Source organism: Paraburkholderia sp. BL6665CI2N2 (genome assembly GCF_004366535.1).
GTDB lineage: Bacteria > Pseudomonadota > Gammaproteobacteria > Burkholderiales > Burkholderiaceae > Paraburkholderia.
On sequence record NZ_SORC01000001.1, the window covers coordinates 5,895,747 to 5,920,223 of the forward strand.

Annotated in this window: 22 protein-coding genes and 1 tRNA gene; 15 read left to right on the forward strand and 8 right to left on the reverse strand. The window is 63.1% G+C overall.

Annotation, left to right across the window (positions count from 1 at the left end; all coding sequences use genetic code 11):
* The first annotated feature begins 66 nt into the window (after positions 1 to 66).
* Positions 67 to 1,083 carry a cupin-like domain-containing protein gene (locus tag B0G81_RS26480; protein ID WP_208328556.1) on the forward strand — a complete coding sequence of 339 codons (1,017 nt, stop codon included), beginning with the start codon at positions 67 to 69 and terminating at the stop codon, positions 1,081 to 1,083.
* A gap of 164 nt (positions 1,084 to 1,247) precedes the next feature.
* Here B0G81_RS26480 and B0G81_RS26485 read toward each other — a convergent pair whose 3' ends face one another.
* Entirely contained in the window at positions 1,248 to 2,690 is a 1,443-nt protein-coding gene (locus tag B0G81_RS26485; RefSeq protein WP_134139192.1) for a collagen-like triple helix repeat-containing protein, read from the reverse strand.
* A 259-nt stretch (positions 2,691 to 2,949) separates the two neighbouring features.
* Positions 2,950 to 4,161, reverse strand: a complete 1,212-nt coding sequence (locus B0G81_RS26490; protein WP_134139195.1) for an MFS transporter — start codon at positions 4,159 to 4,161, stop codon at positions 2,950 to 2,952.
* Between the two features lie 191 nt (positions 4,162 to 4,352).
* Here B0G81_RS26490 and B0G81_RS26495 point away from each other — a divergent pair, with 191 nt between their 5' ends.
* The 3 genes from B0G81_RS26495 (at position 4,353) to B0G81_RS26505 (ending at position 7,285) form a co-directional block, all read left to right on the forward strand.
* Entirely contained in the window at positions 4,353 to 5,015 is a 663-nt protein-coding gene (locus tag B0G81_RS26495) for a pyridoxamine 5'-phosphate oxidase family protein (protein WP_134139198.1), read from the forward strand.
* A gap of 394 nt (positions 5,016 to 5,409) precedes the next feature.
* A complete protein-coding gene (locus tag B0G81_RS26500; protein ID WP_106283886.1) occupies positions 5,410 to 5,712 on the forward strand; it encodes an H-NS histone family protein in 303 nt (100 codons plus the stop codon).
* 319 nt (positions 5,713 to 6,031) lie between these two features.
* Positions 6,032 to 7,285, forward strand: coding sequence for a cation diffusion facilitator family transporter (locus B0G81_RS26505; protein ID WP_134139200.1), 1,254 nt, complete (start codon positions 6,032 to 6,034; stop codon positions 7,283 to 7,285).
* A gap of 60 nt (positions 7,286 to 7,345) precedes the next feature.
* Here B0G81_RS26505 and B0G81_RS26510 read toward each other — a convergent pair whose 3' ends face one another.
* From B0G81_RS26510 to B0G81_RS26520, 3 genes are all read right to left on the reverse strand, one after another.
* Positions 7,346 to 7,804 (reverse strand): Lrp/AsnC family transcriptional regulator, encoded by a 459-nt coding sequence (locus B0G81_RS26510; protein ID WP_012431468.1) that lies wholly within the window; start codon positions 7,802 to 7,804, stop codon positions 7,346 to 7,348.
* Positions 7,805 to 7,894: 90 nt separating this feature from the next.
* Positions 7,895 to 8,524, reverse strand: a complete 630-nt coding sequence (locus tag B0G81_RS26515) for an exonuclease (RefSeq protein ID WP_106283884.1) — start codon at positions 8,522 to 8,524, stop codon at positions 7,895 to 7,897.
* Entirely contained in the window at positions 8,521 to 9,165 is a 645-nt protein-coding gene (locus B0G81_RS26520) for an MBL fold metallo-hydrolase (RefSeq protein WP_116143254.1), read from the reverse strand. Before B0G81_RS26520 ends, B0G81_RS26515 begins: the two co-directional genes overlap by 4 nt.
* A 608-nt stretch (positions 9,166 to 9,773) precedes the next feature.
* Between B0G81_RS26520 and B0G81_RS26530 the strand changes: the two genes are divergently transcribed.
* Complete coding sequence (locus tag B0G81_RS26530; RefSeq protein WP_106283993.1) at positions 9,774 to 10,406, forward strand: septal ring lytic transglycosylase RlpA family protein; 633 nt, start codon at positions 9,774 to 9,776, stop codon at positions 10,404 to 10,406.
* A 122-nt stretch (positions 10,407 to 10,528) separates the two neighbouring features.
* On the opposite strand, the gene rsmI is transcribed toward B0G81_RS26530, so the two are convergent.
* Positions 10,529 to 11,410, reverse strand: a complete 882-nt coding sequence (rsmI, locus tag B0G81_RS26535; RefSeq protein WP_134139204.1) for a 16S rRNA (cytidine(1402)-2'-O)-methyltransferase — start codon at positions 11,408 to 11,410, stop codon at positions 10,529 to 10,531.
* On the opposite strand from rsmI, the gene B0G81_RS26540 reads away from it, so the two are divergent.
* The 5 genes from B0G81_RS26540 to B0G81_RS26560 all read left to right on the forward strand — a co-directional run bounded on the left by B0G81_RS26540 (position 11,409) and on the right by B0G81_RS26560 (position 14,037).
* Entirely contained in the window at positions 11,409 to 11,912 is a 504-nt protein-coding gene (locus B0G81_RS26540) for a YraN family protein (protein ID WP_134139206.1), read from the forward strand. The two genes, rsmI and B0G81_RS26540, sit on opposite strands and share 2 nt — an antisense overlap.
* 215 nt (positions 11,913 to 12,127) lie before the next feature.
* Entirely contained in the window at positions 12,128 to 12,715 is a 588-nt protein-coding gene (locus tag B0G81_RS26545) for a phosphoheptose isomerase (RefSeq protein ID WP_106283879.1), read from the forward strand.
* Between the two features lie 26 nt (positions 12,716 to 12,741).
* Positions 12,742 to 13,539: a BON domain-containing protein gene (locus B0G81_RS26550; RefSeq protein WP_116143246.1), complete on the forward strand. Its 798-nt coding sequence runs from the start codon at positions 12,742 to 12,744 to the stop codon at positions 13,537 to 13,539.
* On the forward strand, positions 13,539 to 13,886 hold the full coding sequence (locus B0G81_RS26555) for a c-type cytochrome (RefSeq protein ID WP_134143213.1): 348 nt from the start codon (positions 13,539 to 13,541) through the stop codon (positions 13,884 to 13,886). Before B0G81_RS26550 ends, B0G81_RS26555 begins: the two co-directional genes overlap by 1 nt.
* A 75-nt stretch (positions 13,887 to 13,961) precedes the next feature.
* Positions 13,962 to 14,037 (forward strand) — tRNA-Ala (locus B0G81_RS26560).
* A 148-nt stretch (positions 14,038 to 14,185) separates the two neighbouring features.
* Here B0G81_RS26560 and B0G81_RS26565 read toward each other — a convergent pair.
* Complete coding sequence (locus B0G81_RS26565) at positions 14,186 to 15,952, reverse strand: methyl-accepting chemotaxis protein (RefSeq protein WP_134143214.1); 1,767 nt, start codon at positions 15,950 to 15,952, stop codon at positions 14,186 to 14,188.
* A 250-nt stretch (positions 15,953 to 16,202) separates the two neighbouring features.
* On the opposite strand from B0G81_RS26565, the gene B0G81_RS44795 reads away from it, so the two are divergent.
* The 5 genes from B0G81_RS44795 (at position 16,203) to B0G81_RS26590 (ending at position 22,333) form a co-directional block, all read left to right on the forward strand.
* On the forward strand, positions 16,203 to 16,436 hold the full coding sequence (locus tag B0G81_RS44795; protein ID WP_243856590.1) for a hypothetical protein: 234 nt from the start codon (positions 16,203 to 16,205) through the stop codon (positions 16,434 to 16,436).
* Positions 16,437 to 16,604: 168 nt separating this feature from the next.
* Positions 16,605 to 18,137 carry a sensor domain-containing diguanylate cyclase gene (locus tag B0G81_RS26575; protein WP_116118719.1) on the forward strand — a complete coding sequence of 511 codons (1,533 nt, stop codon included), beginning with the start codon at positions 16,605 to 16,607 and terminating at the stop codon, positions 18,135 to 18,137.
* A gap of 88 nt (positions 18,138 to 18,225) precedes the next feature.
* Positions 18,226 to 18,840, forward strand: coding sequence for a DUF2239 family protein (locus B0G81_RS26580; RefSeq protein WP_134139208.1), 615 nt, complete (start codon positions 18,226 to 18,228; stop codon positions 18,838 to 18,840).
* 424 nt (positions 18,841 to 19,264) lie between these two features.
* Positions 19,265 to 20,830, forward strand: coding sequence for a methyl-accepting chemotaxis protein (locus B0G81_RS26585; RefSeq protein ID WP_134139211.1), 1,566 nt, complete (start codon positions 19,265 to 19,267; stop codon positions 20,828 to 20,830).
* A 195-nt stretch (positions 20,831 to 21,025) separates the two neighbouring features.
* Positions 21,026 to 22,333 carry a solute carrier family 23 protein gene (locus B0G81_RS26590; RefSeq protein WP_134139215.1) on the forward strand — a complete coding sequence of 436 codons (1,308 nt, stop codon included), beginning with the start codon at positions 21,026 to 21,028 and terminating at the stop codon, positions 22,331 to 22,333.
* 135 nt (positions 22,334 to 22,468) lie between these two features.
* On the opposite strand, the gene B0G81_RS26595 is transcribed toward B0G81_RS26590, so the two are convergent.
* Positions 22,469 to 24,124, reverse strand: coding sequence for a Na+/H+ antiporter (locus B0G81_RS26595; RefSeq protein WP_134139218.1), 1,656 nt, complete (start codon positions 24,122 to 24,124; stop codon positions 22,469 to 22,471).
* Positions 24,125 to 24,477: the final 353 nt, after the last annotated feature.

The following is a 24,477-nucleotide window of genomic DNA, read 5'->3' on the forward strand; positions in this document are numbered from 1 at the left end:
GCACGCGCGCCGCAAGGTCCGCGTGCTTTTTTCTTTTGCGGATCCGCTTTGTCGGGAGAGACCGCCGTGACTGCCGTAACCCGTTCGTTCGACGACGCGTGGCGCCGCTGGATTGCCGAAAATTTGATGCTCGACGCACCGTCGTCCGCGTTGCATGGCGCGCTGGTCGGCCACGGTTTCGACGCGGCCGATGCCACGCGGGAAATCGACGCGGCGCTCGCGAGTCCTTATTTTCACGGTGCAACGCGTCTGCGCAATCGTTTGCGCAAGCGCGAATGGATTTTGTCGGTGTACGGCGAGCTCAATCGCATGCGCGCGGCGAGCGCTGTGGTCGAACGGCGCGAACGGTTATCGCGCGATGCGTTCTTTGAGCAGTACTACTTTCTGAACCGGCCGGTGATCATTACCGGCGCATTCGATGTCTGGCCTGCACGTTCGCGGTGGAATTGGGACTACTTTCGCGAGCGGTGCGGCGATCGTGAAGTGGAGGTGCAGTTCGGCCGCGATTCGGACGCGAACTACGAAATCAATCAGCCCAGGCTCCGGCGCATGATGCGCTTTGCGGACTATGTCGACCTCGTCGAACAGAGCGGGCCGACTGACGATTTCTATATGACCGCCAATAACACCTCGCACAACCGCGCGGCGCTCGCGGCGTTATGGCCCGACGTGCCGTCAATCGACGAATATCTCGACGCTGCATCGCCCGACACGGGTTTCTTCTGGATGGGACCGGCGGGCACAAAGACGCCGTTTCATCACGACTTGACCAACAACTTCATGGCTCAGGTGATTGGCCGCAAACAGATCAAACTCGTGCCGCTGTCGGACACGCCATATATGGCGAACCATCTGCATTGCTATTCGCAAGTGGACGGTGCGGCGATCGACTACGACAGCTTCCCGTCAATGCGCCAGGCGCAGTTGATCGAATGCACGCTCGCGCCCGGCGAGTTGCTGTTTTTGCCGATCGGCTGGTGGCATTACGTGGAAGGCCTCGACGCGTCGGTGACGATGACGTTCACCAATTTTCTGCGCGGTAACGAGTTCTCGCGTCACTACGATACGTATCACGAACTGTGACGTGCGGATGAAGCGAGCGCGGCGCTTCGGCGCTGCATCGTTGACGTGTGACTCGCGCAGACGGACGCGTCGATAAAAAAACAGCGAGCCGGTTGCCCGGCTCGCCGCCCCCCTGCGACGCCTGTTTTTAACGCGTCGTTATGTGCAGTCGTTATTCTTGTTCGTCACTTCTTTGAAGCGATGCCGCCTAGACCGCCGAGCAAGCCGCCGCCGGTCGTGCCGCCCGCCGACGTTGCCGCGCCGCTCAAGGTGCCGGTGACGGTGCTCAACAGGCCGGTGATCGGTGCGAGCGGGTTGCTGGTTCCGCCGCTGCTACCCGATCCCGTGGCCGAGCCCAGCGCGCCGGTCAGCGTCGACACGACCGAGGTCACCGGTGCGAGCGGACTGCCGCTGCTGCCCGTCGCGCCGCCCAATGCGCCCGTGACCGAACTCACGACGCCGGTGAGCGGCCCAAGCGGACTACCCGAACCCGCTCCGCCGAGACCGCCGGTCAACGTGCTGACCACACTGGTCAACGGCGCGAGCGGGCCGCCGGCGCCGCTGCCGCCCGTCAGGCCGCCGCTCAAGGTGCCGGGCAACGCGGTGAGGATGCCGGTCAACGGTGCGAGCGGCGAGCCCGTGCCGCCGCCGCTGCCCGGATGATTCAGAATGCCCGTGATGCCGCCGAGCGGATTGCCGCTGCCGGTGCCGCCCGCCGTCAGCAGGCCGCCCGCGGACGTGACTGTGTCGCCGAGCTTGGTGACGACGTTGCCGAGATTCTCACCGATCGGATTGCCGGTCGCACCGCTGAGTTTGCCGCCGGCGCTGCCGAGGCCATGGCCGACCGTCGCGAGCAGACCGTTCAGCGGTGCGCCGAGACCGGTGGTGTCGCCGACGGTTTGCGTCGTTTGCGCGAGCGTGCTCGTAATCGGCGTGATCGCGGTGCTGACCGTCTGCGTGACCTGCTGGATCGGGCCGTTCGTCAACTGCGAGCCGAGTTGCGTACCCAGGCCGCTGACGGCGTTGCCGACCGTCGAGACCGCACTGCCGAGCGGCGTGGTCAACGGACTGAGCGGCGCAGTGGGGCCGCTGCCGAGACTCGTCACGAGTTGGCCGGCGCTGTTGACGGACTGACCTGCGTCGTAAACCAGGTTGCCACTGCTGGCGAGCGTCGTGCCGAGCGGGTCGGTGGAATTGCCCAACTGGCCCAAACCATTCGCCACGCCCGTGCCGACCGCGGTCACGCCGTTGCCGAGATTCGATACGACATTGCCGAGCGCCGTGGTGGTCGCCGGATTCGCGCCCGGTATCGGCGTGAGGCCGATCTGGCTGCCGACGGCGGAGACGCTCTGCCCGACAGCGGTGACGGCGTTGCCGCTGTTTTGCACGACGACGCCGACGGGGTTGGCGCTGGTGGGCGTCGGAGTGGGCGTGGGCGTTGGTGTCGGCGTTGGGGTCGGAGTCGGCGTGGGCGTAGGTGTGGGTGTAGGGGTCGGTGTGGGCGTCGGCGTGCCGCCGCCCGATCCGCTCCCCACGCCCGGTCTGTTCAACGTGCTTCCGCATCCCGTCAGGACGATCATCGACGTGACGCACATGGCGATCGCCGTCAGCTTGAATTTGCGATTCATGGTCTGCTCCCCCGTAGTTTGGTCATTACTTGGGGGAACTAACTGCAAGGCCTATGCCATTTCTATCTGCTTAGCCGGTGCACGTAATAACCGCATATAAATCAATGTGTTGGCGGTATGAGAGCCGCGAGCGGTGACGTTTCATTCAACCAATGTGTCGCGGAACGCCACAGCGCGCGGCCGCTGCGTAACGTAACGTAAAGCGAGCGCGTTTCGTGTGCCGCCGCACGCCATGGCGCAGCAGCGGCGCGCCTGCGCGTCAGATCTTCAAACGCCGCAAAACCTTCGGACCGACGAGCGCGATCAGCGCGGAACAGATCGCGACCACCGACAACCCGATCGGCAAACTGGTCACCTGCGTCACCGCGCCGATGATCACCGGCCCGAGCAGCAGCCCGAAGTACGCCAGCCCGGCAACATGCGCGAGCCCTTCCGCCGGATGAATGCCTTTCACGCCCGCCGCCGCCGCGAACAGCACCGGCATCATGTTCGCGAGCCCGAGACCCATCAGCGTGAAGCCGATCAGCGCCGCAACCGCGTTCGGCAGCAGTAGCGCGCCGACCATCCCGACGCAGGCGAGCGTCGCGCTTGCCATCACCAGTTGCGGTGCGCCGAAGCGGGCGCGCACGGCGTCGCCGCCGAAGCGTGCGGCCGCCATGCCGCCGGAGAACGCCGCGTAGGCCGCGCTCGCGAGCGCGGGCGTGGCCAGCACGACGTCGCGCATGTAGACGGTGGCCCAGTCGTACATCGCGCCTTCGGCGATCAGCGCAACCAGCGCCATTGCGCCGAGCGCCCACAACGCAGGCGAGCGCCAGCGATTCGCGCGCGGCGCGGCGGAGTCGGGGTGGTCGGCATGCGGCACGTGCGGCAGCACGGAAGGGCAGGCGGCGATCAGCACGAGCGTGCTGACCGCGGCAGCCAGCGCAAGATGGACCGCCGGCGCCATGCCGCGCGACAGCAGCGCCCCGCCGACCGCCGCACCAAACATCCCGCCGACGCTGAACATGCCATGCAACGACGACATGATCGGCTTGCCGAGCGCTTTTTCGACGGCGCTGGCCTCGGCGTTCATCGCGACATCCAGCGTGGCCATGCCCGCGCCGAAGGCGGCCAGCACGACCAGCAGCATCCAGTAAGCCGGCACGACCAGAATCAGCGCCGCGCACACCGCCATCACGAGGCCGCCGGCGAGGCAGGCGCGGCGCGTGCCGACTCGCGCGATCCACGAAGCATTGGCCGCCATCGCGCCGATCGAGCCGCCGGCGACAGCCAGCAACGCGAACGAGAGCAGCGCCGCGTTCAGATGAAAACGGTCGCGCACCGTCGGCACATGCACGCCCCATGACGCGTACATCATGCCGGCAATGAAGAAAACAGCCATCGTGGCGAGACGGGCGCGCTGCCGGGCCGTATCGGAGAGGTCGCGGTGGGCGGCGGGAAGGGCGGCGAATTCGGAGGAACGGTCTGACACGGAAATCTCGAGGAGGGTGACGCGCGAGAAAGCGCGTTGAAAGCGAATTTCCGATTCTAACGAAGCATGCTGTCTTATGCTTGGAAGGCGGAATCCGCATATTGGCGATTATTCAGTTCTGACGCGCCAGCGTTGTGCGGCCTGCTTACCGGCGTTTGTGATTCGCCGCTCATCTATCGAGGAACGCGCACTTGAATATTCCCGCTCATGCTCCGCTGCATCTGCTGCATACAGCCGCTGTCGGCACGCTCGCTACTCATGCGCGCCAGCCGGAAGGTTTCCCTTATCCGTCCGTGCTGCCGTTCGCGCCGGACTTGCGGCATCGTCCGACGATCCTCGTGAGCCGGCTCGCCGAGCATACCCATAACCTGCACGCCGACCCGCGCGCCGGTTTTCTGGCCGTAGACGCCCCCGACGGCGACGTGCTGAGCGGCCAGCGCGTCACCTTGCTCGGCACCTTCGAACCGGTCGACTCGACGCCCGAGGTGGTGCAGCGTTATCTGCGCTATCACCCCGACGCGGAGCGCTATCTCGTACTCGGCGACTTCACTTTCTGGGCAATGCGGCTCGAGCGGCTGCGTTATATCGGCGGTTTCGGCGCAATGGGTTGGCTCGCCGGCGATGAACTCGATCCATTGCCGCCACTCGGTTTCGATGAAGAGAACGCGTTGATCACGCAATTCGCCGCTCAGTCCGGGAGTAAGGGCGAATTTCAGCTGGTCGGCGTCGATCGATATGGCGTGGATCTGAAACTGAACGGTGAACGCAGCCGTTTTCCCTTTGACGACGCCAAACCCGATACTGAAACCTTGCGCGCGGCGCTAGAAGATTGCATGCAGCGCTACATGAATTAGATTTTTACCGGCGTTCGGGAAAACACTCATGCGTAATAACAGCGCAGACGGCGTGTCTCAATATGTTACGAAATTTCATGTTGAAGCTATCATGGTATGAAATGTTGGCGTCAAATCTGCATTTTAAATTTCATCTTTTGATAGTTAATCCCATATTTACTGATGCTGACTGCGTTTTTCAGCAAAAAGCGAATTGGGCTATCTGAAAGGAAGTGCCCGGGCGCGACGGTAGCTGGAAATTTTTTGAAACGAATCTAGTTTAATTTTCCGTCCCATCTTTTGTAATCTTTCTATCTTGTGTTAATCTCGCCTCCAATTCCGAGGCGTGATCTATCTTCAAAGGGCAAGCCGGCTTAAGACTGGCGGTCATTTATCCAAACCACAAAGGGAATCTATGTCTTCCTACAAGGAACTACTCGCCCAGCGCGAGAAGCTCGAAAAGCAGATCGAAGAAGCGAAGTCGCGCGAATACGCTGAAGTGCTAAATGAAATCAAGCAGAAAATGACCGACTACGGCATTTCTCTGACAGAACTGGGCGGCGGTCGTGCTGCCAAGGGTGCTAAAGCCGCGCGTCCGCGCGCAGGCGTCGCACCGAAGTATCGCGACCCGGATAGCGGCAGCACGTGGTCGGGCCGCGGTAAGCCGCCGCGCTGGATTGCAGGTCTGGATCGCGAAAAGTTTCTGATCGAGAAGTAATGCTTTGTAGCAGCTTTGCCGGCCGCTTTTTGCCTGCAACTAATGCTTCCGATCATAAGTCATACGAATAGCTTCAATCAGATGCAGTGATTGCGTCTGCCGTTGCGAAAGAGAACCGCGTACCGTCGAGGGCGCGGTTTTTTTATTTACTGCAGCCACTGCCGTGATTTTTTGCCGCATGAACACCCGTCAACTGGAACGCGAATGCTTTTCGTTTAGATAAGCGATTGATTTAAAAGGAATTTTGTTGGCATCTTCAGCGCATTTCGAGATGCGCCGGGTAGAATGCAGGAAGTGAACTTTTCATTCCACTTCTGAGATGCCCGCCGCCACTGCTGCCCCATCCGCCGAAAAACATCGCGTTGCGCGCAAAAGTACCTTTGTCAGTATTGCGCTCAATACAGTGTTGATGACGCTGCAAATCGTCGTCGGTGTGTTTGCGCACTCGCAGGCATTGGTCGCCGACGGTGTCCATTCCCTCGCCGATCTGATTTCCGATTTTGTCGTGCTGATTGCCAATCGGCACAGCGGCGCAAAGCCCGACGCGGATCACAATTACGGGCACAGTCGCTACGAGACGGTGGCGTCGCTATTTTTGGGCGCGCTTCTCATTGCGGTGGGCGTCGGCATGTTATGGCGAGCCGGAACGCGTCTCGCCGATTTGCAAAATATTCCCGCCGTGCATATGAGCGCGCTCGCCGTCGCATTGCTCGTTCTGGTTTCCAAAGAGAGTCTCTTTCGCTACATGCTGGGGGAAGCGCAACGCGTGCGTTCCGCCATGTTGATTGCCAATGCCTGGCACGCGCGTTCCGATGCGGCGTCGTCGCTGGTGGTCGCGAGCGGTATTGTCGGCAGCCTCGCCGGCGTGCGGCTGCTCGATCCGATTGCCGCGGCGATTGTCGGCTTCATGGTGGCGCGCATGGGCTGGATGTTCGGCTGGGACGCGCTGCAGGATCTCTCCGACCGCGCGCTCGACGACGCTGCCACCGCCGACATGCGCGCGCTGCTGCTCTCGACGCCCGGCGTACGCGACGTGCACGAAATGCGCACGCGCAAGATGGGCGATTTCGCGCTCGTCGACGCGCATATTCTCGTCGATCCGCTGATCTCGGTATCGGAGGGGCACTACATCGCCGAGTCGGCGCGCCTGCGCGTATTGACGGACAACCGCGTGCTCGACGCGTTGATTCATGTCGATCCCGAGAACGATGCGCTTGCACGTCCGCCCTTCGATCTGCCGACTCGCGAACGGGTCATTGCAGAGGTGAACTCCGCGTTGGCGTCTTACGGCGTGAAGGCGGCGGCGGTGAATATCCACTACCTGAGCATGGGGCTGGATGTCGAAGTTGTGCTGCCGGATGCATCGTCGTCGCGCAAGCTGCCCAGCGAGGCGCAGCGGCTTGGGCGGGCGGATCTGGCGGCGCTCAGGACTCGGCTGGGCGCGCGCAGAGTGGAACTGCTACAGGCATTGGACGCGGTATCCGCGGAAGTCGATGCGGAAACGCTCGGCGCGAAAGGCGGCGTGGGCATTGGAGGGCGCCCGAAGGCGACGGAACCGCACAGCGCTACCTGAGACATGCGGAACCGCGCGAGCATGCCGCCGCCCGCGTGGCGTGCTTATGCCGTTAACTGATCACAGCGGCAGTTGCGTATCGAATTTGATCTCGCGCAGCACCACGCTCGTGCGAACCTGCGCAACGGCGGGAATCTTGAAGATGCGTTCGTGCAGAAAGCTGTCGTACGCCTTGATGTCCGGCGCGACGATTTTGAGGATGTAGTCCGATTCGCCGGTCGTGCTGTAGCATTCGGTGACTTCGGGGCAGGTGGCGATTTCCCGCTCGAACTGTTCCACGCCGCCTTCGGTGTGCCGCGTGAGATGGATATGCGCGAGGGCGCACACGTGCAGCCCGAGTTTTTCCCGATCCAGCAGCGCCGTGTAGCGCTGGATGACCCCCGACTGTTCCATGTCCTTGATGCGCCGCCAGCATGGCGTGCTCGACAGGCCGACCTGGTCGGAAATTTCTTGCACCGAACGGCGTGCATCGAGCTGCAATAGGCGCAGGATTTTTTGAGAGAACGTATCGAGTGTCAACTGCGCCTCCGTTTGCGTCGCCGTATCAACGCATGGTAGAGGGCGCGAAAACGAAACGCAATGTAAAACGGCCCTGGCGAGGGAGATTACCTAATTTGCCGGTTCCTCGGTGGTGTTTTGTCCTGTGCCGTCCCCATCTTTACCGGCTGCCAGCGTGATCGCCTGACTTGCGCGCAAATCCTTCAGCATGTTGCAGAAAAGCGCGCCTTGTTCGATCGCGTCGTCCAGCGCGACATGCGTATGCGGATGTTCGTCGAACCAGTGTTTTGGAAAGCGCGGCTTGATGTTCTTGCGGTACGGCAGGCCGGTCATGGCGAAGGCCAGCGTCTTGATGTCGAGCGCCGACCAGGAAAACGGACAACGGCCGACGAACCGCATCATGTACCAGAACATATAAGTGAAGTCGAAGCCGGCCGGCATCGCCACGAACACAGGTTTGCCCGGCAAGGCCTCGACCCAGTCGACGTACGCCGTCAATGCGGCCTCCGGCTTCTGCAGGTCTTTGCGGCAGGCTTCCCATGCTTCGGGCTGCGTCTTCCACCACGCTTCCTGCACGGGATGCGCCTTGGCTCCCTCGAGCAACTCCAGATTCGCCGAGAAGGTGGCGATCAGGCGCTTGTCTTCGGTGTAGGCGGCGGAGGCGAAACTGAGCATGGAATGCGGACCGGGAATCGGGCCGTCCGCTTCGACATCGGTGCTCACGTAGATTTCGCTGCTCATGCCTCGACTCCGTCGGCAACGTACGGATTGGTGCGGCGTTCGGCGCCGAACGTCGAAGTGGGACCGTGACCGGGGACGAAGGTGATGTCGTCGCCGAGCGGCCAAAGTTTTTCGCGAATCGAGCGCACCAGATCCGCATGATTGCCGCGCGGAAAATCCGTGCGGCCGATCGAGCCGGCGAACAGCACGTCGCCCACCAGCGCCAGCCGATGCGCGCGGCTGAAGAACACCACGTGGCCCGGCGTATGACCTGGGCAGTGATAGACCTCAAGCGTTTCGTCGCCGAACTGCACGCTCTCGCCGTTCTGCAGCCAGCGATCCGGTTCGAACGCTTCGGCGGCCGGAAAGCCGAAGCGCGTGCTTTGATCCGGCAGCTTGTCCAGCCAGAAGCGTTCGTCGGGATGCGGGCCTTCGATCGGCACGCCGTAGCGCGTGGCCAGCGTTTTGGCGCCCGCGCAGTGATCGATGTGGCCGTGCGTCAGAAAAACTTTTTCGACCGTCACGTTCTGCCGCGCGATTTCGCCGTCGATGATGTCGAGGTCGCCGCCCGGATCAACGACGGCCGCGCGTCCGGTTGCCTCGCAAACGAGCAGCGAACTGTTCTGCTGGAACGGCGTGACAGGGATCAAGGTGACTTTCATGGATGACGGCGCCGCTGGAAAAACATTGATTGTACCGGCCTCTCGTCCGCGTTCGCTGAGGGCGCTGAAGCCCCGGCGCAGCGGGCTTCGAGATGCTCATTCTTGCAGCAGGAGTGAAAATTCATCAAGGTTTTCAGTCGCTTGCCAACCCGGAATTCTGTTTTAGGTATAATGCACCCCATGCACAGGGAACTGTGCATGCCACAAGGCGATGCGTCCCCATCAAAAATGGGCACGCGGATCGCCACTCAAGTATGGGCTGTCGCACTTTTGGACGGCCATCAAGTATCGATGCTTTCGATGCACACGTCTTGCCCAGCCAGGCGCCGCGCGCCTGCTACGGACTTAACTGCCGTGACGCTGGGTGGGGCCTACGCCGCCGTTCCTGCGCGCTGAGTTTCGCGCGCAAGAACGTGTTTGCCACGTTCGATGGCGGCATGTGGGGTCTGGTCAGGCTGCCGGGGACAGGTTGCGCCAGACGTGAAAATTAACCGTGCGGTAGCGGCTGAATGAGCCGCATCCGGGCTTTGACGTTCTGCGCTTGTCTGCGCGGCGCGTTGTCGTCCATTGCCGCCGGAGTCGCAGGCAACACGCTCAACTTTGGCGTGATGCGGCTCGACAATGTGATTGCACGTCTTATGAAAACTCGGTTATCCCGTGGTCTGGGGACTCTTTTTGCCTTTTTTGTGCTGGCCGGTTGCGCCACGCCTCCGGGCGCTAGCAACACGTCGGAAAGCGGCGCGCCGCAGAGCACGAAACTGACGCAAGCGGGCTCCTTTGGACCGCAAGCTTTCGGTAGCGCGCCGGCCTCCGGCGCGACTGCTCAAGGCTCGTCGCTGGCCGATGCAAAGCCTCTCACCGATGAAGGTTCCGGCATTTCGGACTTTCATCAGACCGGTCGCGCTTCGTGGTACGGCCGCGGCTTCCATGGCCGCCGTACCGCCAACGGCGAACGCTACGACATGCACGCGCTGACCGCCGCGCATCGTACGTTGCCGCTCGGCTCCTATGTGCGTGTGACCAATCCGGCCACGTCGCGCTCGGTCGTCGTGCGTATCAACGACCGTGGTCCGTACGCGCGCGGCCGCGTGATCGATCTTTCCATGGCTGCCGCCTCCGCGCTGGACATGCGCCATGCCGGTACGGCTCGGGTGCAGATTGAAGGGCTGACGCAGCAGGAAGCACGCGACGCGCGTAACGAAATGCTGGCGTCGAATTCGGATTCGAGCGCCCAGAAGTGAGATGACCGCGGCGAGCGCGGCTAAGGCGCGCTCCTCGTAGCGCCGCGTCGGCGGCCACGGGTTGTGTCCGCAGAAGAACGAAGGGCCGCATTACGCGGCCCTTTGTTGTTTGTCCGTCAGCTTTACTCTTCGTCTTCCTTTTTCAGCGCCAGCGCGCGCGCGTACAGCGCGTTGCGCGACGCTCCGGTGATCGCCGCCGCTACTTTAGCCGCGCTACTCACCGTCAACTCCTCCAGCAGAATGCCTAGCAGCGCGTCGTGATCGTGTTCGCCGGCGGCTTCCGGCTGCGCGCCCTCTACCACCAGCACGAATTCGCCGCGTTGCCGGTTCGGATCGGCGGCGAGCCACGTTGGCGCTTCGGCCAGGGTGCCGCGATGCAGCGCTTCATGTAACTTCGTCAATTCCCGTGCGATGAGCAGTTTGCGCTCGCCGCCGAATGCATCGGCCAGTGCCTGCACCGTTTCGACGATCCGGTGTGGCGCTTCGTAGAACACCATAGCGTGAGGATGGTTCGCGAGCGGCTGCAGCGTCGCGGCGCGGGCTTTGGCTTTCGGCGGCAGGAAGCCGAGGAACGAGAACGTCGCGACCCAGTCACCGGCCACGCTCAGCGCGGTCGCGAGCGCGCTTGCGCCGGGCAGCGGGATGACGGGAAAGCCGGCTTCACGAACCGCGTCGACGAGTTTCGCGCCGGGGTCCGAGATGCCCGGCGTGCCCGCATCGGACACGTAGGCCACGCGTTCGCCCGCTTGCAGATGCTCGATGAGACGCAGTGCCGCGGCCCGCTCGTTGTGCTGATGCACGGCGACGAGCGGCTTCGAGATGCCGTAACGCGCGAGCAGTTGCCCCGTGTTGCGGGTGTCTTCTGCGGCGATGCGGTCCACCAGTCCGAGCACATGCAACGCGCGCAGCGTGACGTCGGCGATGTTGCCGATCGGCGTGGCCACCACATATAGCGCGGCAGTGGGGTACTGCTGCCCTTGCGCGAGTTCGGAGAGAGGAGTCATGAGACAGAAGACACAAACAGACGGAACGAGGCCGCCATTGTGCCACGCGGTTCCACGCGATCCGCGTGGCGGGCCGGCCGTGAGCGCGCCGGCGCCGAGCGGTCCCCTCGCCAGGCCGCACAACTTTTCGGGACTCGTCGGGTCCAAACTCGTCGGCGCGGCTTTCGAATTGCGTGCGCAGGAATTTTTGCAGCGTCAGCGTTTGCGATTCGTCGCGCGCAATGTGTCTTGCCGCGGCGGCGAGATCGATCTGGTCATGCGCGAACGTGATGGCGCGCTGGTCTTCGTCGAAGTCCGCGCGCGTGCGCAGAAGCGCTACGGCGGCGCGGCCGCGAGTATCGGCTGGCAGAAGAAGCAACGCATCGTACGCGCCGCGCAACATTTTCTGGTGACGCATGCCGCCGGCTGGCGCGATCAACCCGCGTGCCGCTTCGACGTGATCGCGTTCGAAGCCGGCCGCCTCGTGTGGTTGCGCGACGCGTTCCGTGCCGACGAAGTCTGACGCCAGGCGCGGAGAACGCGCGTGAGTGCGATAAACTTGCGCTCGCGTGCAGGCCACGGGGAACGTCGACAACGCGGCGAGCAGTGCAACGAGCGATGGTTTGCGCGCCTGCACCGCGTTGCCGCTCTGATTCATCGAAGCGGCACGACCTGGTAATACGACTTCACAACACGGCCGCGCAGTGCGGCCCATTCGCGGCAGAAGATAAAGACTCGATGTCAGTCGAACGAATTCAACAACACTTCCGCGACAGCGCGGCAGTCAAACTCGAAGCCCTCGAAACCCTGTCGATGCCGATCGCCGCTGCGATCGACACGATGTTCGCCGCGCTGGCCAACGGCAATCGCATTCTCGCGTGTGGCAACGGCGGCTCGGCGGCCGACGCGCAACACTTCGCCGCCGAACTGATGGGCCGCTTCGAGCGCGAGCGGCCCGGCTTGCCGGCGGTCGCACTGACCACCGACACCTCAGTGTTGACCGCCATCGCCAACGACTACGCGTTCGAACAGATTTTCTCGAAGCAGGTTTGGGCGCTCGGCCAGCCGGGCGACGTGCTGCTGGCGATCACCACGTCCGGCAATTCCGCCAACGTGCTCGCCGCGATCGAGGCCGCGCATGAGCGCGAAATGATCGTGGTCGCGCTGAGCGGCAAGGGCGGCGGACGCATGCAGGAAGTATTGAGCGATACCGATATCCATATCTGTGTGCCGTCGGATCGCACCGCGCGCATTCAGGAAGTGCATTTGCTGACCATCCATTGTCTGTGCGACGGCATCGATGCCATGTTGCTGGGCGAAGATTGAGACTGATTCCGAAGGAGAGCTAGTTGATGAGCGTATTCCGCGTCAAGAAGACACTGGTGAGAACCGTGCTGGTGGTTGGGTTCGCGGCGGGGCTGTCCGCAACGTTGCAGGGTTGCTTTCTCGCTGTTGCCGGCGCGGCGGGCGGCAGCGCGCTGGTGGCGACGGATCGGCGCACGCTCGGCGCGCAGACCGAGGATCGCGAGTTGCAGGTGAAGGCGCTCTCGCAGATCAGCCAGAACTTGCCCGACAATGCGCACGTGAACGTGACGGTGTTCAATCGCCGCGTGCTGCTGACCGGCGAAGTGGCGGGGGACGTGTCGAAGCAGCGCGCGGAGACCATCGTGCGTGGTTTGAACAACGTCAGCACGATCGTCAACGAACTGACGATCATGCCGGCCAGTTCGTTCTCGTCGCGCACCAACGACACTTACCTCGAGACGCGAGTGAAGACCGCGCTGATCGCCGAGAAGAACATTTCGGCGAACAACTTCAAGGTGGTGGCCGAGCGTGGCTCGGTGTATCTGATGGGCCTCGTCACGATGGACGAAGGCAATCGCGGTGCGGATGTCGCGAGCCGTGTGCCGGGCGTGGTGCAGGTCGTGAAGGTGTTCCAGTACATTCAGCCCGCGGAAGCCGCGGCGGCTGCCGCCGCAGCGGGGACGGCGCCCGTAGCGGCGGCTTCGCAACCGGACGCGAGCGCGCCGACTGTCGGCACTATTCCTGATTCGTCGGTGAGTTCGCGGCCGCTCGAACAGCAGACGCCCGCGCCGGTCACCAATTCGAACGCCGTGCATCCGGGTAACCCGAAGGCGACGACGCCATGATGCGCGGTGTTGCCTTGGCGATCAGCGCGCTGGTGGTCGGCGCGCTGGCGGGTGTCGTTGTACCGGCCGCGCGTGCCGCCGATGCGCCGCGCGGTCAACTGGTCGCCAACGCGAATGCTTGCATGGGATGTCATGCGGTGGATCGCAAATTGGTCGGCCCGTCGTTCCAGCAGATTGCCGCGAAGTACAAGGGCGACGCCCAGGCGCCGGCGAAATTGTCGCGCAAGGTGAAGGACGGCGGCTCTGGCGTGTGGGGCATGATTCCGATGCCCGCGCATCAGTCGATGAGCGATGCGGATATTCGGGCAGTGGTGGATTGGGTGCTTGCAGGGGCGCCTTCCAGGTGATGGTTTTTGCCGTTTTGCTGGTTCCGGCCGGCTTGGCAAAACGGAAAATGCCTGTGCTAGAATTATTTGCACGTTGGGGGGGTAGCTCAGCTGGGAGAGCGTCGCGTTCGCAATGCGAAGGTCGGGAGTTCGATCCTCCTCCTCTCCACCAACCAGACATGTCGTCACTCGAAAACCGGCTAACGCCGGTTTTCGCATTTCTGCCCCAAGCTTTTCGCACCAACCCCCTTTGCTGCCCCAACCACGTCCCGCATGAGCGCCACCCGCACAAGCACGGCGCTCGAGCAGAAAAAACACATTCAAAACTTATCCCACCCATCTTCCGCAGCGACGGCAGTCGCAGCCGTCGCCAACGCAGCACCGGGCGCGATACCCGACGCAACACTCGCCACACCCGCCACACCCGTCGCCCGCACGACCCCCCGCCCAGACACAACCCCCCGCTCCTCCCGCACCGTCTCCTTCCGCAAAGGCGCCGCGCCGACAATCCTCCCCGCACCACCACCATTCAAAATCTGAAAGAACGCCACCGCCTCATTCAACTGCTGCCCCTGATCTTCCATCGACCGCGAAGCCGCCGCCGCTTCTTCCACCAAAGCGGCATTCTGTTGCGTGACATTGTCCATCTGCGTGATCGCGAGATTAACCTGCTCGATGCCGCGGCTTTGCTCACTCGATGCCGCCGCGATCTCCGACATGATGTCCGTCACCCGCGCCACCGCCTGGGTGACTTCGGCCATCGTCTTGCCTGCTTCGCCGGCAAGCGCCGAACCGTCGCGGATCTTCTCCACCGAGGTGGCAATCAGATCTTTGATTTCCTTGGCCGCGCTCGATGAGCGCTGCGCCAGGCTTCTGACTTCGCTCGCGACCACCGCAAAACCGCGGCCTTGTTCACCAGCGCGCGCAGCCTCGACGGCCGCGTTGAGGGCGAGAATGTTCGTCTGGAACGCAATACCTTCGATGATGCCCGTGATGTCCGCGATTTTGGTTGAGCTATCGCTGATGTCGTGCATGGTGTTCACCACCTGGCCGACCACCTCGCTGCCTTTCTGCGCGACCGACGATGCGTTCGTGGCGAGCATGCTGCCTTGCTGCGCGTTGTCGGCGTTCTGCTTAACCGTCGAGGTGAGTTCTTCCATGCTCGACGCCGTCTCCTGCAGCGAGGCCGCTTGCTGCTCGGTGCGCTGGCTTAGATCCATATTGCCCGCGGCGATCTCGCGCGCGGCGCCGGCGATGCTCGTGCTGCTGTCGCGCACGCGTCCGACGATCGCCGTCAGCCGTTCGTTCATCTCGCGCAACGCACCGAGCAGCTTGCTGGTTTCATCGCTGCCGTCGACCACGATGCGCGTACGCAGATCGCCTTCCGACACAGTGCGCGCGACATCGATCGCCTGGCGCAGCGGCCCGGTCACCGCGCGCGTGATCAGCACGCATGCGCCGATCGCGAGCGCCACCGCGATCAGGCTGATCGCGATCAGCAGATTGCGCTGGTTCTCATAGTGCGCCGCGTATTCGCTGATCATCTGTTCCTGACGCGTATGCGTGTAGTCGGCATATGCGTTGGTCGCGCGAATCAGCGCGGCGAGCAACGGCCGGCATTGATCGTCCATCTTGACGATCGCTTCGTCGCGCTTGTTGGTCAGCGCGAGATTGACGATGTCGGTGGCGACCGGTCCATACAAAGCCTCCACCCGATTGATCTCGGCGACGAGACTGCGCGCTTTCTCCGACGTGTCGGTAGCGGTCGCGATCATATCGTTGAGCTTCTTCAGATCGGTTTGCACGTCTTCGTGCGCGCGCAGCACATCGGCTTTCTCTATTTCGAGGTCCTGCGGCTTGGTCACGAGCACGAGATTACGCGCGGCGATTGCCCGGCGGTCGACTGCGGTTCGCACCTGCACCGCCATGTCCGCGCGTGCATTGATACCGCGCACGAAGCTGGAAAAACCATCGGTTGAGTCGCTGAGCGCTTTCAGGGAAAGCCCGGAAACCGCGACGACGATAAGAGACAGCATGCCGAACCCGGCAATGAGTTTTGCTTTGATGGTGAGGTGCTTTAGTGTCAAAATTTTTTTCTCCAATAACGAAACGTAGATGCGTTCGCAATGGACTCTCAGGTCCGGGCATGGGAGCGTCTGTGTGACCGCCGCACATCGCGGGGCCTCGCGCGGTCTATCCCTTCGATGTCTTGCGTCGATGCAGCAGCCAAAGCGCATCGACGCAAGCCACAAAATGGGTATCCCATTTACCGGATATCGGTTCGCACACTCGAGTACTGAAGGCAGATCGGGTATATCTCTACAAGGCTTGCACGCGATGACCGACAAAATTGGAATTTCTCGGCAACCGAATATATTCGAGCGCGTGATGAAAGCATTGCATCGAGCAAGAGGATGGAGCAATCGCTTGAGAAAGGTCGGCGTTCCCGTTGGTCTCGCCATGCTGAAGGTCGCCCGCCACGGCGCCGATCAAGCCGAGCTCGAGACCACCGACATCCGCGCGTTGAGCCGCTCAGCATCCCGGCCCGCGCTCGATCCGCACACTGGCTAAGCACGCGCAAGCGGTGCCGAACTCGCCCGACCCGGCAAAAAACTCGTCTTTTCGATGGTTTGGCGCGGCGCATCGTCTGGTACGCTACCGCTTCACGGTACGCGCCAGTGAGGACGCGGCCCTCTTCTTCACGCGCTTAGGCGAGCGCATGTTCGAACGAAAAAGCCCATGGTGACGCGCCGACCGAACTTCGTGATTGCGATCAGTATCGTGCTGGCCAGTGCGATTCTTGCGATCGCCGTGTGGGTGCTGGCACAGATGCGCGACGACGCATTGCGGCGCGCCCAGGATTCGGTCTTCAACGTGTCGCTGCTGGTCGAGCGCGACGTGTCGCGCAATCTGGAGATTTACGATCTCTCGCTGCGCGCGGTGATCGACGGTCTGAAACACCCCGGCGTGCTGGAACTGGATCCGGCCATCCGCCAGATGGTGTTGTTCGACGGATCGGCGAGCGCCAAAGACATGGGCTCGATCCTCGTGACCGACGAAGCCGGCAACATCAAGTTCGACTCGCAGGCCACGCCGCCGCGCCTCGTCAATCTCGCCGACCGTGATTACTTCAAGGTGCAGCGGGACTCGCCCAACGTCGGTCTGTACATCAGCCACCCGTTCATGCCGAAGGTCAGCGGCAAGGAAATCAGCATCGCGCTGAGCCGGCGCATCACGCGGCCGGACGGCAGTTTTGGCGGCGTGGTGGTCGGCACCATGCGTCTCACCTATTTCCGCAGGCTGTTCGCCGGCATGAATCTCGGCGCCGGAGGTTCGATGGCGCTGATGCTGAACGACGGCACGATGCTGATGCGGCGTCCGTTCGATCCGAAAATCATCGGTATCAATCTGACCGGCACCGCCAACTACTCGCGCTTCACCCAGCAGCCGAGCGGAGATTTCTTCGGCACGGCGGCGATTGACGGTGTCGAGCGCTGGTACGCGTTCCGCCATATCGACATGTATCCGCTGATCCTCGACGTCGCGCTGTCCACACGCGATATCTACGTGGAATGGCGGCACCGCGCGTGGATCATCGGCTCGCTGATCGCCGCGCTCGATGTCACCATCATCGCGCTGGCGCTTCTGTTCTCGCATCAGTTGCGCTATCGCCGCGCGGCCGAAGAAGAATTGCGCGTGCTGGCGCGCACCGACGGGCTGACCGGCCTGAACAATCGCCGCAGCTTCGAGGAACACGCGGAAGATGAGTGGCGCCGTGCGCAGCGCAACGCGTGGCCGCTGTCGATGCTGCTGATCGACGTCGACAGTTTCAAAGGCTTTAACGACCTGTACGGCCATTCCGCGGGCGATGACGCACTCACGGCCGTGGCGCGTTGTATCACGCAGAGCGTGCGGCGTCCGGGCGATACGGCGGCGCGCTACGGTGGTGAAGAGTTCGCCGTGCTGCTACCGGACACCGACGAAACTGGCGCAACTTTCATCGCCGAGAAGATTCGTGCGGCGGTTCAGGCGCTTCAGCTTCGCCACGTGGCGAGTTCGCACCATGTGCTGACCGTGAGCATCGGCATCGCCACCGCGCGAGGCGAGGTGTTCGCAACGAGCCGCGCGCTCCTGAACGCCGCCGACGACGCGCTGTACGAAGCCAAAGATGCGGGCCGCAATCGCGTGCTGAGTTCTCGCACCGTGACGCACACTTCGCCCATCGGCGGCGGCGCGGTGACACCCCGCACCGAAGCGCGCAACTCCGTCTAGAGCAAGCCGCATAAATTTACCCGGGTAATATCTTGCATTTGAATTTAACCCGGATATAATTCGACAAATTCTTTATTTGGAGTTTGTCATGACCGTCCATCCGACCACCTGCACCGCGTTCGAAGGCCATCGCCGTATCGCCTCCGGCGCCTTGCCCGACGTGGCGCTTGCCGTAAGGGAAGTACTGGCGCGCGGCGAACAGGCGCCGGTTCTGGTCTTCGACGACGTGACCAGCCGGCCGGTCGAATTCGATCTGCGCGGCACGCCCGACGAAATCGTCGCGCGGTCAGCGAGCGAGGATGACGGCGCCCAAACCGCTCACGCCATTGAAGACGCCGCAGAGGACACGCCACGCGGTCGTGGCCGGCCCAAGCTCGGTGTGGTGGCGAGGGAAATCACGTTGTTGCCGCGCCATTGGGACTGGCTCAATGGACAGTCTGGCGGCGCGTCGGTCGCGCTGCGCAAACTGGTCGACGCGGCGCGCGTGGCCGGCGAGAACAAGGACCGTCAGCTCGCGGCGCAGGAAGCCGTGTATCGCTTCATGACCGCGCTAGCCGGCAATCTGCTGCGCTATGAAGATGCGACCCGCGCGCTGTACGCCGACGACCGTCCGCGTTTCGACGAGATCGTCGCGGCATGGCCGCAGGACGTACGCGACTACACTTTGCGACTCGCCGACAACGCTTTCGCGACGCACGCATAAAGGCGCGCAAATCGCAGCGTTTTTGCAGGCGACGCGCGCGCACCGAATCGCATAGACAAAAAAAAGCCGCTCACGCGGGGAAGCGTGAGCGGAAAGTCGGAGAGTTACAACAACATCGCATGCGCCTACTCATGGGGGTCGGCGCAGCAAAACAAGTCTAAGAGCTTGCTCTTATCCGATACATCAGACGAATCCCAAACTTGCCGCTGACCCGCCGCGCACGTAGCGCCTCGCGCCCCGGCCGCGTGCGCTAAGCATTGCTTACAACATCCTGTCCCGCTTATTCCTGACATTTCGCGCATCAAGTCTCTGTGGTGCCCGCCGTAATTGAGGTGGGAGCGTCGCTACGTATCCGACAGATCGCGAAATGTTCGCGACAGCGTGGCGGCTCGAGCGTCCGCCGTGACTCGTTAAGGATGGTGAAATGAAGTGGTTCGACCGCATGCCTGTGTTCAGGAAACTGCTGGTGGCGTTTGCCGTGGTGATTGGTTTTTGCGTCGTGATCGGCGCGATGTCGCTGAGTACGCTGTCGTCGATGCACGGCATTACCGACGCCATCTGCGATAAGCACATGAACGGCCTGTACTGGATGGAAGAGGCGAACCGCCACAAGATCGATTCCGATCTGGCCGCCGCGAATCTCGGCTACGCCGCCGACGACGCCGGCCGTCAAAAGTTGAAGGACAGCATTGTCGGCTCGCTCAAGGAGATGCACACCGCCTACGACCAGTATCGCGCGACGATCGAGACGGGCAAGGGCCAGGAAATGTTCGACGACGTGCTGCGCAAGTCGGTGGTGTGGGAAGGTATCGTGCATCAGCAGATCGGCCTCGAACCGATTCCGGCGGGCGTCGACAACAACGAACTCGTGCGTCGCGCGATTGCGTCGAGCGAGGCGCTGCGCGATCGCATCACCGCGCTGATCGACTATCGCCGGCAGCAAGCCAACGACGCGCAAGCCGAGGCGTCCACCGGCTATCAGCACATGCGCATCGTCATGATTGCGCTGGTGCTGGGCGCGATCGTCGCGGGCATGCTGCTCGCCATGGTGATCGCGCGTCGTCTCGCAGGGCAACTCGGCGGCGAACCGGATTACGCGATGCAGATCGCCAACCGCATCGCGGACGGTGACCTGAGCGTGCGCGTCGAAACACGCGCCGGCGACGCTCACAGCTTGCTGTTCGCGTTGCGCAACATGCGCGAACGGCTGGCCGGCATCGTGTCGGGCATCAGCGAGTCGAGCGAATCGATCCTGATGGCGTCGGGCGAAATCGCGCAGGGCAATACCGATCTGTCGCAACGCACTGAAGAACAGGCCGCGGCGCTGCAGGAAACCGCGTCGAGCATGCAGGAGTTGACGTCGACGGTGAAGATGAACGCCGAGAACGCGCAGCAGGCCGGCGGCGTGGCGCACGGCGCGTCGGAAGTGGCGGCGCGCGGCAGCCATCTCGTCGGCGATGTGGTCGAAACGATGCGTGAGTTGGCGGCCGGTTCGAAGCGCATGACGGACATCATCGCGGTGATCGAAGGGATCGCGTTCCAGACCAACATCCTCGCGTTGAACGCGGCGGTGGAAGCCGCGCGTGCCGGCGAACAAGGACGCGGCTTCGCGGTCGTGGCGGGCGAAGTGCGCTCGCTCGCGCAGCGCAGCGCGGTGTCGGCGAAGGAGATCAAGGAGTTGATCGAAAGCTCGACGGCGCGTGTGGGCAGCGGGGCCGAACTCGCCGAGCGGGCCGGGCAGACCATGGCCGAAGTCACGCACGCGGTGAAACGCGTGACCGACATCATGGGCGAGATTTCGTCGGCCTCCCAGGAGCAAAGCACCGGCATCGAAGAGGTCAACCGCGCGGTCGCGCAGATGGACGACGTGACCCAGCAGAACGCGGCATTGGTCGAACAGGCGGCGGCCGCGGCGGCGTCGATGGCGGATCAGGCGAGGCAGTTGCAGGCGGCCGTGACGGTGTTTTCGCTGGAAGCGCGGCACGGCTGAGGGCGCGGGTGCTCACGGGGGTGTTCATGAAGGGCGCAACGGCTCGCGCCCGGTTTCACGCCGTGCCTCGCCGCGCATTTCCCCGAGCTTGCCAGGCCCAATGGCACTCCGTACACTCGCGCCTAATTCCTGGGCGGCGCTTTGTTCCGGCGCCGCGCCACCATACATAGCGCCGAACAGAGGAGAACCCCCGCCATGGCCGATTCCTACTTCCCCCGCTGGCGTCCCCAGTCCGCGGCTGCCGAGGGCCGCATCGTCGGTACCGACGAGCGGCTCGGGTGGCCGCAGATGTTTGCGATGGGTGTGCAACACGTCGTCGCGATGTTCGGCTCGACGGTACTCGCGCCGTTGCTGATGGGCTTCGATCCGAACCTGTGCATCTTCATGTCGGGCATCGGCACGCTGTTGTTCTTCGTACTGGTGGGCGGCCGCGTGCCGAGCTATCTCGGGTCGAGCTTCGCGTTCATCGGTCTCGTGATCGCGGTCACGGGTTATGGTGGGCATGGCCCGAACCCGAACATTCCGGTCGCACTGGGCGGCATCATCGCGTGCGGCGTGGTGTACGCGCTGATTGGCCTGATCGTCTCGGCGGTCGGCACCAAATGGATCGAGACGCTGATGCCGCCGGTGGTGACGGGCGCGATCGTCTGCGTGATCGGTTTGAATCTGGCGCCGATCGCGGTGCGCGGCGTAAGCGGCAGCAACTTCGATTCGTGGATGGCGCTCGTCACCGTGCTGTGCGTCGGCGCGGTCGCGGTGTTCGCGCGCGGCATGTTGCAGCGTCTGCTGATTCTGGTCGGCCTGCTGATGGCGTACGTCATTTACGCGATCGTGACGAACGGTCTTGGCATGGGTAAGCCGGTCGATTTCGCCATCGTCGCGAACGCAGCCTGGTTCGGCATGCCGCACTTCACGGCGCCGGTGTTCAACGTGCAGGCGATGACCTTGCTCGCGCCGATCGCGGTGATCCTGGTGGCGGAGAACCTCGGGCATATCAAGGCAGTGAGCGCGATGACGGGCCAGAATCTGGACCGTTACGTCGGCCGGGCATTTCTCGGCGACGGACTCGCGACGATCGTCTCCGGCTTTGCTGGCGGCACGGGCGTCACGACGTACGCCGAGAACATCGGCGTGATGGCCGTCACCAAGATCTATTCGACGCTGGTCTTTGTGATCGCCGCGTTGATCGCGCTGGTGCTGGGTTTTTCGCCGAAGTTCGGCGCGGTGATCCAGACGATTCCGGGACCGGTGCTGGGGGGCGTGTCGATTGTCGTGTTCGGCCTGATCGCCGTGACCGGCGCGCGCATCTGGGTGGTCAACAAGGTGGACTTCTCCGACAACCGCAATCTGATCGTGGCCGCGGTCACGCTCGTGCTCGGCGCCGGCGACTTCTCGTTGAAGCTCGGCGGCTTCGGTCTCGGTGGCATCGGCACCGCGACGTTCGGCGCGATCATTCTCTATGCGCTTCTGAGAAGGAAGCCGGCTCAAGGTCCGGTGGCGTGAGTTTTCGCGCACGCTGAAGCACTCGTTTTTACGGGTTCGTCGGCGGCGCAGGTTTTTTCTTTCGCACATTGTCTTGAGCGAAGAAAAAGCCGTTTTGCCGCCGCCCGAATCGCACCCACGTAGCGCAAGCGCGCGTTACTTTCTTCGCGCCGTCAGTGCCGTCTCCGACAAGTCCACCTCCCGCATCAGCTTGTTCAACGTCTCGTCGTTGATCTCCTGGCTGCTGTGCAGTTCCAGCAACGCCTTACGCTCGGCTCTCATGGCAGCGAGCTTCATCCTGAACTCCAGCGCGTCGGCACGGCGCGCCAGCTCGCGCGGTTCGCGTTCTTCATCGAGCGTGGCGAGGCGGCGCCGATAGAGGTCCATCACGCGCGCCGTGACGTCCGCCGCATACGCCGAGGCCGACTCATCGAGATTCGCGCACTCCCTGTCGTGCACCTCGTCGACGGCGCGAATCGCGGCTTGCGCCGCCATGGTCCGGGCAAGCGCTTCCTCGGCGGCGTGCGGATCCTTGCCGCGGCGCCAGCCGCTCAGCAGCAGCGGCAACGCCACCACCGCCACGATCAGCGAGACCAGAATCACGCCGGATGCGATGAAGATCGCGAGATCGCGGCCCGGCAACGGGGCGCCACCCGGCAAAACCTCCGGCAACGACAACACGCCCGCGAGCGTTACGGCTCCGCGCACGCCGGCTACCGTCGTCACCGCGGCAGTGCGTAGGCCCGGAACGGCATTCGCCATGCCTTGTTTTGCGGCGCTGCGGCTCGCGAAAAAGCGCAGCAGCCACACCCACACAAAGCGCATCGCGTAGAGCGCGCCCGCTACCGCGGCGATGTAGCCGATCAGCCGCCAGACCTGCGCGTTACTGGTCTCGTGCGCGTCGAGCAATGCCCGGCCGAGAATGTGCGGAAACTGCAGCCCCAGCAGAATGAACACCATGCCGTTGAACACGAACTCGATCATCGTCCACGTGCTGCTCGCGCGCACGCGCGATGACGCCGGCCCCGCAGTCACAATGGTCGTGTAGTTCATCATCATGCCGGCGGCGACCGCGGCCAGAATGCCCGACAACTCGAAACGCTCGGCCACCAGATAGGCGGCGAACGGAATCAGCAGAGTCATCACGACGCCGGGCGCCGGATCGCCTTCTTCGGTGAGATTCAGAAAGTGAGCCGACACGAAGCCGAACAGCCAGCTCACCGCCGCGCCGGTCGCGAGGCCGCCCACGGCGATGATCACGAAACTGATCGACGCGTCGCGCAACGAAAACACGCCGGTCAGCGCCGCGGCAATCGCGAACTTCAAGGCGACCAGTCCCGACGCGTCGTTCATCAACGCCTCGCCTTCAAGAATATGCATCAGCCGCCCGGGAATCTTGCCTTTGCCGACGATGCTGGATAACGCGACCGCATCGGTCGGCGACAACACGGCGGCCAGCGCGAACGCGACCGGCAGCGAGATCGACGGCACCAGCGCGTGCACAAAGTAGCCGACCACCAGCACCGTCATAAAGACGAGGCCGAGCGCGAGCATCAGGATCGAGCGGCGCGCCATGAAGAACTCACGCTTCGGAATGCGCCAGCCGTCCGCGAACAGCAGCGGCGGAATGAACAGCATCATGAAAATTTCCGGATCGAAGGTGACGTGCAGGCCAAGCCTCGGCCACGCGAGCAATGCGCCGATCGCGATCTGCACGAGCGGCAGCGGCAACGCGATCGGCAGGACGCGGGTGAGGGCGCCCGACGCGGCGACGGCGAGCAAAAGAATCAATACGGTAAAGACAATGTCCATCGGTCTATTTCTGGGGATATAACGGTGTGACTTCGGCGAGTTTCGGCCGGTTTCGGCGATTCGGGCCACGCGAAGCTGACTAAGCGTAAGGTCGCAGTTTAGCCCGACGACGCATTCCGGCTCCGTCAGGGCGACATGCCGCGCCGCCAGCGAGGCGCTCACGTGTTTTCATAACGCCGCGCACCTTAACGGTGCGCGCCACGCCCACGCGCGGCGCATGCTCCCTTACACGGGTCAATCTTTCAGATAATTTTCATCGGAACGTGCGTCAGCGTGCGCATGGAGCTTGCTTAAGGGATATCGATGACGCACATTTGAGAAACGGCGCCGAGGTTGTTCGCTTCCGCGTTCGG

What these genes read in the sequence shown, in the direction of transcription:
- B0G81_RS26550 (WP_116143246.1), top strand. Translation starts at nt 12,742, where the DNA reads ATGAGCGTATTCCGCGTCAAGAAGACACTGGTGAGAACCGTGCTGGTG.
- B0G81_RS26575 (WP_116118719.1), top strand. Translation starts at nt 16,605, where the DNA reads ATGGTGACGCGCCGACCGAACTTCGTGATTGCGATCAGTATCGTGCTG.
- B0G81_RS26530 (WP_106283993.1), top strand. Translation starts at nt 9,774, where the DNA reads ATGCGGCTCGACAATGTGATTGCACGTCTTATGAAAACTCGGTTATCC.
- B0G81_RS26585 (WP_134139211.1), top strand. Translation starts at nt 19,265, where the DNA reads ATGAAGTGGTTCGACCGCATGCCTGTGTTCAGGAAACTGCTGGTGGCG.
- B0G81_RS26485 (WP_134139192.1), bottom strand. Translation starts at nt 2,690, where the DNA reads ATGAATCGCAAATTCAAGCTGACGGCGATCGCCATGTGCGTCACGTCG.
- B0G81_RS26540 (WP_134139206.1), top strand. Translation starts at nt 11,409, where the DNA reads ATGAGACAGAAGACACAAACAGACGGAACGAGGCCGCCATTGTGCCAC.
- B0G81_RS44795 (WP_243856590.1), top strand. Translation starts at nt 16,203, where the DNA reads ATGACCGACAAAATTGGAATTTCTCGGCAACCGAATATATTCGAGCGC.
- B0G81_RS26595 (WP_134139218.1), bottom strand. Translation starts at nt 24,124, where the DNA reads ATGGACATTGTCTTTACCGTATTGATTCTTTTGCTCGCCGTCGCCGCG.
- B0G81_RS26545 (WP_106283879.1), top strand. Translation starts at nt 12,128, where the DNA reads ATGTCAGTCGAACGAATTCAACAACACTTCCGCGACAGCGCGGCAGTC.
- B0G81_RS26520 (WP_116143254.1), bottom strand. Translation starts at nt 9,165, where the DNA reads ATGAAAGTCACCTTGATCCCTGTCACGCCGTTCCAGCAGAACAGTTCG.
- B0G81_RS26580 (WP_134139208.1), top strand. Translation starts at nt 18,226, where the DNA reads ATGACCGTCCATCCGACCACCTGCACCGCGTTCGAAGGCCATCGCCGT.
- rsmI (WP_134139204.1), bottom strand. Translation starts at nt 11,410, where the DNA reads ATGACTCCTCTCTCCGAACTCGCGCAAGGGCAGCAGTACCCCACTGCC.
- B0G81_RS26505 (WP_134139200.1), top strand. Translation starts at nt 6,032, where the DNA reads ATGCCCGCCGCCACTGCTGCCCCATCCGCCGAAAAACATCGCGTTGCG.
- B0G81_RS26555 (WP_134143213.1), top strand. Translation starts at nt 13,539, where the DNA reads ATGCGCGGTGTTGCCTTGGCGATCAGCGCGCTGGTGGTCGGCGCGCTG.
- B0G81_RS26500 (WP_106283886.1), top strand. Translation starts at nt 5,410, where the DNA reads ATGTCTTCCTACAAGGAACTACTCGCCCAGCGCGAGAAGCTCGAAAAG.
- B0G81_RS26590 (WP_134139215.1), top strand. Translation starts at nt 21,026, where the DNA reads ATGGCCGATTCCTACTTCCCCCGCTGGCGTCCCCAGTCCGCGGCTGCC.
- B0G81_RS26515 (WP_106283884.1), bottom strand. Translation starts at nt 8,524, where the DNA reads ATGAGCAGCGAAATCTACGTGAGCACCGATGTCGAAGCGGACGGCCCG.